The 10,455-nt window shown below is 64.2% G+C and carries 11 protein-coding genes; 7 read left to right on the top strand and 4 right to left on the bottom strand.

Going from position 1 to position 10,455, the window contains the following annotated elements; genetic code table 11:
* The coding region (locus tag ACK5L9_RS18480) for a carboxyl transferase domain-containing protein (RefSeq protein WP_416912925.1) at positions 1 to 534 on the bottom strand (534 nt) is incomplete at its 3' end.
* Positions 535 to 853: 319 nt separating this feature from the next.
* Between ACK5L9_RS18480 and alr the strand changes: the two genes are divergently transcribed.
* The 6 genes from alr (at position 854) to ACK5L9_RS18450 (ending at position 5,981) form a co-directional block, all read left to right on the top strand.
* Positions 854 to 1,879: an alanine racemase gene (alr, locus tag ACK5L9_RS18475; RefSeq protein WP_416912926.1), complete on the top strand. Its 1,026-nt coding sequence runs from the start codon at positions 854 to 856 to the stop codon at positions 1,877 to 1,879.
* Positions 1,876 to 2,640 (top strand): MlaE family ABC transporter permease, encoded by a 765-nt coding sequence (locus ACK5L9_RS18470; RefSeq protein ID WP_416912924.1) that lies wholly within the window; start codon positions 1,876 to 1,878, stop codon positions 2,638 to 2,640. The genes alr and ACK5L9_RS18470 overlap by 4 nt, the downstream gene beginning before the upstream one ends.
* Positions 2,637 to 3,350: an ABC transporter ATP-binding protein gene (locus ACK5L9_RS18465; protein WP_416912923.1), complete on the top strand. Its 714-nt coding sequence runs from the start codon at positions 2,637 to 2,639 to the stop codon at positions 3,348 to 3,350. Before ACK5L9_RS18470 ends, ACK5L9_RS18465 begins: the two co-directional genes overlap by 4 nt.
* 132 nt (positions 3,351 to 3,482) lie before the next feature.
* Positions 3,483 to 4,562: a PhoH family protein gene (locus ACK5L9_RS18460; protein WP_416912922.1), complete on the top strand. Its 1,080-nt coding sequence runs from the start codon at positions 3,483 to 3,485 to the stop codon at positions 4,560 to 4,562.
* On the top strand, positions 4,555 to 5,049 hold the full coding sequence (ybeY, locus tag ACK5L9_RS18455) for an rRNA maturation RNase YbeY (protein WP_416912921.1): 495 nt from the start codon (positions 4,555 to 4,557) through the stop codon (positions 5,047 to 5,049). The genes ACK5L9_RS18460 and ybeY overlap by 8 nt, the downstream gene beginning before the upstream one ends.
* Positions 5,049 to 5,981, top strand: coding sequence for a hemolysin family protein (locus ACK5L9_RS18450; protein ID WP_416912920.1), 933 nt, complete (start codon positions 5,049 to 5,051; stop codon positions 5,979 to 5,981). Before ybeY ends, ACK5L9_RS18450 begins: the two co-directional genes overlap by 1 nt.
* Positions 5,982 to 6,077: 96 nt before the next feature.
* Here ACK5L9_RS18450 and ACK5L9_RS18445 read toward each other — a convergent pair whose 3' ends face one another.
* Positions 6,078 to 7,943 (bottom strand): TRAP transporter permease, encoded by a 1,866-nt coding sequence (locus ACK5L9_RS18445; protein ID WP_416912919.1) that lies wholly within the window; start codon positions 7,941 to 7,943, stop codon positions 6,078 to 6,080.
* A 27-nt stretch (positions 7,944 to 7,970) separates the two neighbouring features.
* Positions 7,971 to 8,924 carry a TAXI family TRAP transporter solute-binding subunit gene (locus tag ACK5L9_RS18440; RefSeq protein WP_416912918.1) on the bottom strand — a complete coding sequence of 318 codons (954 nt, stop codon included), beginning with the start codon at positions 8,922 to 8,924 and terminating at the stop codon, positions 7,971 to 7,973.
* 95 nt (positions 8,925 to 9,019) lie between these two features.
* On the opposite strand from ACK5L9_RS18440, the gene ACK5L9_RS18435 reads away from it, so the two are divergent.
* Positions 9,020 to 9,910 (top strand): LysR family transcriptional regulator, encoded by an 891-nt coding sequence (locus tag ACK5L9_RS18435; RefSeq protein ID WP_416912917.1) that lies wholly within the window; start codon positions 9,020 to 9,022, stop codon positions 9,908 to 9,910.
* Between the two features lie 45 nt (positions 9,911 to 9,955).
* Here the strand turns inward: ACK5L9_RS18435 and ACK5L9_RS18430 are convergent.
* The coding region (locus ACK5L9_RS18430; RefSeq protein ID WP_416912916.1) for an MFS transporter at positions 9,956 to 10,455 on the bottom strand (500 nt) is incomplete at its 5' end.

Here is a 10,455-nt window from a genome sequence, read left to right as displayed (position 1 = left end):
GGTCATCGCCGGGCTGTACACCGCGCCGCCTGCGCAGGGGCCCATGATGACGCTGATCTGCGGGATCACGCCCGAGGCCATGATGTTGCGCTGGAACACCTCGGCATAGCCGGCAAGGCTGGCCACGCCTTCCTGAATCCGCGCCCCGCCCGAATCGTTCAGCCCGATCACCGGTGCGCCGTTCTGCATCGCCATGTCCATGATCTTGCAGATTTTCTGTGCGTGGGTTTCCGACAGTGACCCGCCGAACACGGTAAAGTCCTGGCTGAACACATAGACCATGCGGCCGTTGATCGTGCCCCAGCCGGTGACGACGCCATCGCCATAGGGACGGTCTTTCTCCATCCCGAAATCGGTGCTGCGATGGGCGACGAACATATCAAATTCTTCAAAGCTGCCCTCGTCCAGCAGCAGCTCGATCCGTTCGCGGGCGGTCAGCTTGCCGCGGGCGTGCTGCGCGTCGATGCGGCGCTGGCCTCCGCCAAGGCGGGCTTCGTCGCGGCGACGCTCCAGTTCGTGCAGAATGTCCTTCATCGCGGAACCTCCCGGTAAATTTGCGGCAAATTAGCTTGAGTTGCAGCGTGGCGAAAGGAATAAACGGAAAATTTGCAAAATATGCGGCCGCAGACAAAAGGAAAATGCAAAATTGCTAATGCGGCCGAGACAGCCTGCGAATGACCCGTGCTGACCTCGGCGACTGCATCAAGCCTCTGGCTTGCGGGCCGGGCCATCAGGGGCAAGGCCAAAGGGCGGCTTTGTCCCGCACAGCCGGTCTGGCGGAACGGTTATTTGTCAATGGCGTTGGTATCACGCCTGCGCAAGCGGCCTTGACGCGGGCCGGGGCTTGAAGGACATCGGGGAAATGGGACTTCAGATTGATATCGCGGCCATCGTGGCCAATTGGAGGGCGCTTGCCGCCCGTGCGCCATCGGCCCGCGCGGCGGCGGTGGTCAAGGCAGACGCCTACGGGTTGGGCGCAGCGCGGGTCGCCCCCGCGCTGTATGAGGCGGGGGCGCGTGATTTTTTCGTGGCGCTGGCATCCGAGGGGCAGGCGATTCGGCCTCATCTGCCCGCCGACGCGCGCATCAGCGTGCTGTCGGGGCATATGGAGGGGGCAGAACTGTCCGGCCTTGTTCCGGTGCTGAACAGCCCCGAACAGTTCTTTCGCGACCGGGTGATGCGGCCCGGCGCGCCCTTTGCCATCCAGCTTGACACCGGCATGAACCGGCTGGGAATGGAGCCTGCCGAATGGGACGCCATCCGCGCCGAGGTTCTGGCCGCCGGTCCTGCCTTCATCATGTCGCATCTGGCCTGCGCCGACGAACCGGCGCATCCCGCCAATGCCGCCCAACTGGCAGAGTTCCGCCGGATGACCGAGGATTGCGGCGTGCCGCGTTCCCTTGCGGCGACCGGCGGGATTTTGCTGGGTCCGGATTACCACTTTGATCTGGTGCGTCCCGGAGTCGGGCTGTATGGCGGGCTGCCCTTCGCGGGCGCGCGGCAGGTGGTGCGACTGTCGCTGCCGGTGATCCAGATCCGGCGGGTCAACCCCGGCGAATTCGTGGGCTACAGCGCCACCTGGACCGCCGACGCGCCGCGTGTGATCGCGACGGTCGCGGCGGGCTATGCCGACGGAATCCTGCGGTCGCTGTCCTCAAGCGGCGCGTGCCTTTACGCCAGCGGCGCGGCCTGTCCCATCGTCGGGCGGGTGTCGATGGATCTGATCACGGCGGATGTGACCGATCTGGGCGATGTGCCCGAAGCGCTGGATCTGATCTGCCCGGCGCAGCCCATAGACCGGCTGGCGGATCTGGCGGGCACCATCGGGTATGAGGTGCTGACCTCGCTTGGTCATCGCTATCAGCGGACCTGGCTGTGACGCCCATCCGGCTGATCGGACGCGCGGCCCTGCGGATATTGCGCGGAATCGGCGCGGTGACGCTGTTCACATTGCGCGGGCTGTTCAGTCTGCGCCCCTTCCATACCCGTGCCTTTGCCGCGCAACTGATGCAGGTCGGCTGGCTGTCCCTGCCGGTGGTGGGGCTGACGGCGCTGTTCACCGGCGCGGCGCTGGCGCTGCAAATCCATTCGGGCGGCGCGCGGTTTCAGGCCAGCGACGTGGTTCCCGCTATTGTCGCCATCGGCATGGTGCGCGAGCTTGGCCCCGTTCTTGGCGGGCTGATGGTCGCGGCACGCGTCGCCAGTTCCATCGCGGCCGAGGTCGGCACGATGAAAGTCACCGAACAGATCGACGCGCTGGTCACGCTGTCCACTGATCCGGTGCGCTGGCTGGTCACGCCGCGCCTGTGGGCGGGGGTGCTGACCGTGCCGGTGCTGGTCGGTGTGGGTGACATCATCGGCATCATGGGCGGCTGGATCGTGGGCACGCAATCGCTTGGCTTCAACTCGACTGCCTATCTGTCCAATAGCTGGGCCTATCTGGAAAGCTGGGACGTGGTGTCGGGGCTGCTGAAGGGCGCGGGTTTCGGGCTGATCGTCACGGTCAGCGGATGCTGGTTCGGCATGCATTCGGGACGCGGGGCCGAGGGCGTGGGACGGGCCACGAAATCGGCCGTGGTCGCCGCCGCCGTGGCCATTCTGGCCGCGAATTTCGTACTGACCGGGGTGTTCTTCCGATGATCGACATGCGCGGCCTGCACAAGTCCTTTGGCTCCAAGCGCGTGCTTGCGGGGGTTGATCTGTCGGTTGCGGCGGGCGAAAGCCTGTGTGTCATTGGCCAGTCGGGAACCGGGAAATCGGTGCTGCTGAAATGTATTCTGGGGCTGGAAACGGCGGATGCGGGGCAAGTGCTGTGGCAGGGCCGCCCGCTGGACCGACGCACGCTGCCCGATTTCCTGCGCCATTTCGGGATGCTGTTTCAGGGCGCGGCGCTGTTTGACAGCCTGAGGGTCTGGCAGAACGTTGCCTTTCGCCTGCGTCAGCGGATGCCCGACGCCCGCGCCCGCGCCATCGCAATCGACAAGATGGCCCGAGTCGGCCTTGGTCCCGAAACCGCCGATCTGATGCCCGCCGAATTGTCGGGCGGCATGGCCAAGCGGGCCGGGCTGGCCCGCGCCATCGCCGACGATCCGCAGGTGATTTTCTTTGACGAGCCGACGACCGGCCTCGATCCGATCCGGGCGCGCCGCATCAACGGCCTGATCCGCGGGATCGTCCGCGAGACGGGCGCGACCGCCATCACCATCACGCATGACATGGATTCGGTTCGCGCCATCGGCGATCGTGTGGCGCTGTTGCAGGATGGCATGATCGCGTGGGACGGGCCGGTCGCGGGAATGGATCACGCCCCGGCCATGGCCGGTTTTCTGGGCGATGAGGTGGCGGGTTAGGTGAAAACTGCCCGCAAACTGCGCGGGAAATGGCTGAAAACGGTTCGAAAGCTGCAAACTGTCGTCATTCTGCCATAGAAACCCTCAACATGATCTTGTGCGAATCCCCCCGGATCGCCACCATAAGGACAGATGCCTGAGCAGGAGAAAGATTTGGGCCTTACGACAACGCCCCCGGAAGAGGTTTTGCTGGAATTTCCCGACAATCGTTTGCTGATCGATCTGGGCGGTGCCAATAACCGCCACTTTGCCCGCATCGAAGAGGCGCTTGGCATCCACATCCTGCAACGCGGCAATCAGTTCGCTGTTATCGGTACACCCGAGGCGCAGGCCGAGGCGGCGCAATTGCTGCGTGGTCTCTATGCCCGTCTTGAACAGGGCCGTACGGTCGAAATGGCCGATATCGAGGCCGCGCTGCGGATGGGGATCAACGGCGGTGCCGAGATGTCTCCGACCGAGCAACTGGAAATGTTCGCCGCCGGAAATTACGAATTGCGGACCCGCAAGAAATCGGTCGAGCCGCGCACCGACGCGCAAAAGGCCTATGTCCGCGCGTTGTTCGAACACGAGCTGGCCTTCGGCATCGGCCCGGCGGGCACCGGCAAGACCTATCTGGCGGTGGCCGTGGGCGTGACCATGCTGATCGGCGGACAGGTGGACCGGATCATCCTGTCGCGCCCGGCTGTCGAGGCGGGCGAACGTCTTGGCTTTCTGCCCGGCGACATGAAGGAAAAGGTCGATCCCTACATGCAGCCGCTTTATGACGCGCTGAACGACTTTCTTCCCTCGAAACAGATGGGCAAGCTGATCGAGGAAAAGCGCATCGAGATCGCGCCGCTGGCCTTCATGCGCGGGCGCACGCTGGCCAATGCCTTTGTCGTGCTGGACGAGGCGCAGAATGCCACGCAGATGCAGATGAAGATGTTCCTGACCCGTCTGGGCGAGGGGTCGCGCATGGTCATCACCGGCGACCGCAGCCAGATCGACCTGCCGCGTGGCATGGCCTCGGGGCTGGTCGATGCCGAACGGATTCTGGCCGGGGTCAGGGGCATCAGTTTCAGCTATTTCACCGCGAAGGACGTGGTCCGGCACCCGCTGGTCGCCCGGATCATCGAGGCCTACGACGCCGAGGACGCTGCCGCGCTGGCCCGTGGCGACAACGAGACGCGGGGGCAATACGTCCCGCGCCGGGCGATGCGTGGCGATGCCTGACGAGATTGCAGCCGATTGCGTCATCGAGGATGACCGATGGGATGAGGCCGGGCTTGAGGCTGTGGCCGAAACCGCCGTCTCCGCTGCGCTGCGCTGGCATGGCATCGGCGGCGAGGTGGTGGTGCTGGGTTGTGACGATACGCGGATTGCGGCGCTGAATGCCGGGTTCCGGGGCAAGCCGCAGGCGACGAATGTGCTGTCCTGGCCCTCGGTCGAGCATCGGCCCCATGCGCCCGGTGCCCGCCCCGACCTGCCCGGAACGGATGAACTGGGCGATATCGCCATCGCCTTCGACACCTGCAACGCCGAGGCGCAGGCGCAGGGCAAGCCCTTTGCCGACCATGTCACCCATCTGTTGATCCATGCAACCCTGCATCTTTTGGGTTATGATCATGAAAACGACGCCGATGCTGAAACCATGGAAGCGGCCGAGCGTGCGATCCTGCACGGTCTGGGCATTCCTGATCCCTACAAAGAGAAAGCCTGATGAATTCCGAATCCCGATTACCCTTGCACCCGCTTGGTGACGAACCGGCCTCGGTGGCCGACGGAGTCGGAGGCGAAGGACGCGAATTGCCGGCGGCGCGCAGGTTCTTCAGCCGTTTTTTCGAGGCGCTGTCCGGAACGGATGACGAGGACAAGGCCCCCGAGGCCGACCGCCCCCCCGCCCAACCCGTGCCCGGCATGGTCAATCTGCGGCGGATGCGGGTCGATGACGTGGCTGTGCCCAAGGCCGAAATCATCGCCGCGCCCGTCACCGTTTCGCTGGATGATCTGGTCGAGATGTTCCGCGAACATGGCGTGTCGCGGATCCCCGTCTTTCGCGGCACGCTGGACAGCCCCATCGGGTTGATCCATCTGAAGGATCTGGCGCTGAAACACGGCTTTGGCAAGGGCGGCAAGTTCACCCTGCGCCCGATGCTGCGCCCGTTGCTTTACGTGCCGCCCTCGATGCCTATCGGCGTGCTGTTGCAGCAGATGCGGCAAAAACGCACGCATATGGCGCTGGTCATCGACGAATATGGCGGCGTGGACGGGCTGGTCACGATCGAGGATCTGATCGAACAGGTGATCGGCCAGATCGAGGATGAACATGACGAGGTCGAGGGCGGGCTGTGGGTATCCGAACAGCCGGGCCAGTGGCTGATCCAGGCCCGCGCGCCCCTTGCCGAGGTCGAGGTGGAAACCGGGCTGCGCCTCGCGCGCGAGGATGAAGACGAGGAAATCGACACGATTGGCGGGTTGATTTTCATGCTGGCCGGTCGCGTTCCCCTGCGCGGCGAGGTGATCGTTCTGGATTCCGGCGCGGAATTTGAAATCGTCGATGCCGATCCCCGCAGCATCAAGCGTGTGCGCCTGCGTTTGCCGGGCGTCGCGCCCTCGCCCCCCCCGACCGAGCCGCGAGAGGCCGAAGGCTGAACCGGCACAGCACGCGGGCTTTCGGGGCAAAGCCGCCCGCCGGCATCCTGTGGCCCATCCTATTCTCTTCCGCCGTGGCGGGGCCAGTTCCCCGGTTCAGTCCGATCGCAGTTTTCGCTGATGCCCCCCGATGGCCGACATCAGATGTACCCCTGCCGTCATCGCCAGCGCCGCCGCCAGCCAGATCCAGCCGCCACCCAGTGCCAGAACGGCGGCCAGCATCAGCACGGTCCGCCCGATCAGCGGCACCGGCGCGAACAGGTATCCGGTAAAAGCCGCCGACAGCAGCAGCGTCGTCACCACGCATTTCAGCATCGCAAAGGCGACGGTGGCAGGTTCGCCCATCAGCAAAACCTCGGGGCGCAGCACGAACAGGAAGGGCAACACATATTTGATTGCGGCAAAGCGCATCGTCTGTACCGCCGTCGGTAGCATCGGCGCACCTGCGATGCCCGCCGCCACAAAGACCGCCGCACAGACAGGGGGCGTGATCGCCGACAGCGTGGCAAAGAAGAAAATGAACATATGGGCCGAAATTTCGGGCACGCCCAGCTTGATGAAGGCGGTCAGGATCACCGAACTGGCCAGCACATAGGCGGCGGTGGTCGGCATGCCCATGCCGATCACCATGATCACCGCGCCGCTGAGAAGAAGCGCGGCGAACAGGTTGTCATTGGCCAGCGACATCACCGTATCGCCAAACTTGATGCCAAGGCCCACGACCCCGATCACCCCGATCAGCACCCCGGCAGCAGCGCACAGCGTTCCCAGCATCGCCAGCGGTCCGGCGGCATCGTCAAACACGCCCAGCAGGTCGCGGCCCCTTGCCCTGAGGTCGCGCATGCTGCGGGCCGGGGCCAGATGCAGCGCGGCCAGCGTCGTACAGGCCGCCAGAATGGCGATCGCCGCCGGATAGCCCACAGCCAGCACCGCCACCAGAATCGTGATGGGCAGGAAAATCGGCGCATAGACGTCGAAACGCTGCACTTCGTCGCGATCCGGGATTTCGTCGGGCGGCAGCGCGCCGATACCGTGGCGCAGCGATTCCAGATGGACCGATGCCAGCACGCCCAGAAAGAACAGGGCCGCCGGAAAGGCTGCGACCAGCATCATGTGGCCGACCGGGATGCCCAGAAACTCGGCCATCAGGAACAGCCCTGCGCCCATCATCGGCGGTGTGATCTGCCCGCCGGACGAGGCGGTGGCCTCGATAGCGCCGGCGACGGCAGGGCGATAGCCGAGGCGTTTCATCATCGGAATGGTCAGTGTGCCGGTCATCGCCACATTCGTCACCGACGACCCCGAGACCGAGCCGACAAAAGCCGAGGCGATCACCGCGATTTTGGCGGCGCCGCCGCGCATGCCGCCACCCAGATAACAGGCAAGCCGGATCATTCTTTCGCCCGTTCCCGTGACCATCATCAGCGACGAGAACAGGATGAACAGCACCAGAAGCGAGGCGAAGATGTCGAAAATCTGTCCCCAGAGCCCGTCGGTCGAAAAATAGAGCAGGCTCATCAGCGTCTCGTGCGAGACCCCGCCATGCCCCAGCCGCCCCGGCAGCGCGTCGCCCCACAGCGCATAGGCGGCAAAGATGGCTACCAGAACGCCAAAAGCCCGGCCAACCGTCCGGCGCGACAGCTCCAGCACCACAAGGATCAGCCCAAGCCCCAGCAGGTTGCCCGCTGGCCGCAGGGCGTATTGGTCGAACATGATGTCCCAGTAATTGACCGCGACATAGGCGCAGCCCGCAAGGCCGATCAGCAGCAGGGCCCCGTCCCACAGCCGCGCGACCGGTCCCGGTCTTTTGCCTCCCGCCGGATGGCAAAGGATCGCCAGCACGATCACGGCGGACAGCACGATGGCGCGGAACTGGATATTGGGCAATTGTCCGAACAGCGTGCCGTGGATGACAAATCCCAGCAGCCCGGCCACCACCAGACGTTTGACGGTCGATGCCATTCCGGCCTCCGTAAGCTGCCTGTCGTGTTACTTCATTTCCGGAGGGACCAGCGCGTCAGGCACGTCATAGCCCTGCTCGCGGAAAAAGCGCACGGCCCCGGCATGCAGCGGTGCATCCGCCACCTCCAGCGTTTGCCGGATGATGTCCACCCCGTTCAGGTATTTCAGCGCCAGCCGTTGTTCCTCCAGCCCGCTGACCATGCCCCTGACGATCTCGTACCCGGTCTGTTCGGGCAGATCCCTTGTGGTGACAAAGCCGATCCAGATCGAATGCACGAAATAGGGCTGATCGTTGCGGGCCGTGTCCGCAGGCATTTCGGTAAAGGAAATCCACGGGATCGCGGCCTTGATCGCCTGCATCTGGGCCTGATCATAGCCGACGCCCTTCAGCGGCGTGGTCAGGTTCAGTTCGGCCGAGGCCGCATCCAGCGCCAGCGCCGTCGTCGCCTTCATCTGCCCGTCGCAACGCCCGCTTTTGATTGCATTGATCGCATCGCCGGAATCCGACATGTAGAGGTCGGGCTTGATGTCCAGCACCTTCAGGATGTTCAGCATCGTCTTTTGCCCGGACGATCCGTTCATGCCGGGGTGAAAGCAATGCCCGGCAAAGCCCGAAATGCCTGTGATGCCCGATTTTTCCGTGGCCATCATGTTCTGGATGGCAGGAATGCTCCACCACAGGGTGCGAAACCCGTCATAGCCTCTGGCCTCGGCATCCGAAATCAGATCCGGCGACAGCGAGGCGAAGTCCAGCTCGCCCCGTTGCAGCAGCACGCCGTTCTTGGCCAGCCCGCCGCTGGACACGACGGTGACGTTCAGATCCGGAGCATCGGCGGAAATCGCGTTGGCAATGGCCGTGTAATAGGGAAAGAAGGCCGATGTGTTGGTCGATCCGCCCATATTAAGCTGCGTTTCGGCCAAGGCGATGCCCGTGCCCGACAGGGCGAACGCCCCTGCGGCGAGAATGGCTTTGACTGACATGGCTCCTCCCTCCAGTCATGATGTTCTTGATTGCCTTGCAGTGTCAGGGTTTTCATCCATAATGGAAATCGCTTGTTTGGATGGAATGATCGGAAATGGCGATTGATCTGTCGTCACGGCACCTGCGCTGCTTTCTTGCAGTGGCCGGGATCCTGAATTTTACCCGCGCGGCACAGCGGCTGAACGTGTCGCAGCCTGCGCTCAGCGCCACGATCAGCCAGCTTGAAGGGTTGATCGGCGGGCAGTTGTTCGACCGCAACGGGCGCAAGGTGTTCCTGACCCCGTTGGGCGAGGCATTTGCCGAACGTGCGGGGCGGCTGCTGGCCGATCTGGACGACTCGGTTGGTTTGCTGCGCGATCAGGTCGAGTTGCGGACGGGCCGGATCAATTTCGCCTGCATCCCCTCGGCGGCGCACAGCCTGTTGTCGCCGGTCATCGCGCGGTTTTCGCGCAGCCACCAGAATATCCGCATCGTTGTGCAGGATGTGCTGAACACGGCAGTGATCGACAAGGTGCAAAGCGGGGTGGTCGATTTCGGGCTGGCGATCCCGATGGGTCCGATGCCCGAGCTGGACCAGTACGAGCTGTGGGACGATCCGCTGGTCGTGGCTCTGCCGCGCGATCACCCGCTGACCGCCAAGGCCGAGATAAACTGGTCCGACCTCGCGGGCGAAGAGATCATTCAGGTCTCGCCCAGTTCCATGACCCGTCAGCTTGCCGATGCCAACATGCCCGCAGGCAGTCTGGCCGGACATCACTTCGAGACCCAGATCGGCACCACCGCCCTGTCGCTGGTTGCCGAAGGGGTGGGGATTTCGGTTCTTGCCCAGCTAAGCACGGCGGGCTTTGCCGAGCCTGATCGCGTGGTGATCAGGCGCTTTGCCGGTCCGCAGATCTGCCGCAAGATCTGCCTGCTGCGCCGCCATGGCCGCAGCCTGTCCCCCGCAGCGGAGGCGATGTACGGCCTGTTCCGCAGCTCGTTCTGAAGGGACCGCCCGGCAAGCGCTATCCGTTTGTCTTACCCGCGACAGTCACGGCACCTCGATCTTGCCGACCAGCGGGACGTCGTCTTGCTGGCTGACGGTGTGGCGTTCGATCATGCGGTGAACGACCGGATTTCCGTCGCCCTGATGCAGTTCGCGCAGGGCGATGGTGATTTCGGCATCCGATTTCGTGCGGCGCAGGTTGTGGCGCACATATTCGTCCCAGGTGGCGATGTGATAGCTTTCCGACCACAGGTCGGGATGTTCCAGATCGCGCAGCAGGGCCCAGTTTCGTGCCCCGTCGCGGCGGCGGACATTGCGACGCAGGCGCATCAGGCGCAGAAATTCCGGCACATCCTCTTGCCGGATCCGGTAATCGACCATCACCATGATCGGCCCCGACCGGCCACGCAGATCCAGCCGCAACGCCGGTTCGCGAAAGCGGTTGGCCGGGTCCAGATCGACCTGCCCGAATTCCGGCATCTTGAACCAATAGCCGACGACCGCGCCCGCCAGCAGCACGCCCCCTGCCGTTGTCAGCGCCTGCC

This window comes from Paracoccus sp. (in: a-proteobacteria) (assembly GCF_047973135.1).
GTDB lineage: Bacteria > Pseudomonadota > Alphaproteobacteria > Rhodobacterales > Rhodobacteraceae > Paracoccus.
Note: the sequence above shows the minus strand (reverse complement) of the source record. Positions and strands in the feature narration are given on the sequence as shown.

Coding starts and splice junctions, on each gene's coding strand:
- ACK5L9_RS18465 (WP_416912923.1), top strand. CDS start 2,637: ATGATCGACATGCGCGGCCTGCACAAGTCCTTTGGCTCCAAGCGCGTG.
- ybeY (WP_416912921.1), top strand. CDS start 4,555: ATGCCTGACGAGATTGCAGCCGATTGCGTCATCGAGGATGACCGATGG.
- ACK5L9_RS18460 (WP_416912922.1), top strand. CDS start 3,483: ATGCCTGAGCAGGAGAAAGATTTGGGCCTTACGACAACGCCCCCGGAA.
- ACK5L9_RS18440 (WP_416912918.1), bottom strand. CDS start 8,924: ATGTCAGTCAAAGCCATTCTCGCCGCAGGGGCGTTCGCCCTGTCGGGC.
- ACK5L9_RS18435 (WP_416912917.1), top strand. CDS start 9,020: ATGGCGATTGATCTGTCGTCACGGCACCTGCGCTGCTTTCTTGCAGTG.
- ACK5L9_RS18450 (WP_416912920.1), top strand. CDS start 5,049: ATGAATTCCGAATCCCGATTACCCTTGCACCCGCTTGGTGACGAACCG.
- ACK5L9_RS18445 (WP_416912919.1), bottom strand. CDS start 7,943: ATGGCATCGACCGTCAAACGTCTGGTGGTGGCCGGGCTGCTGGGATTT.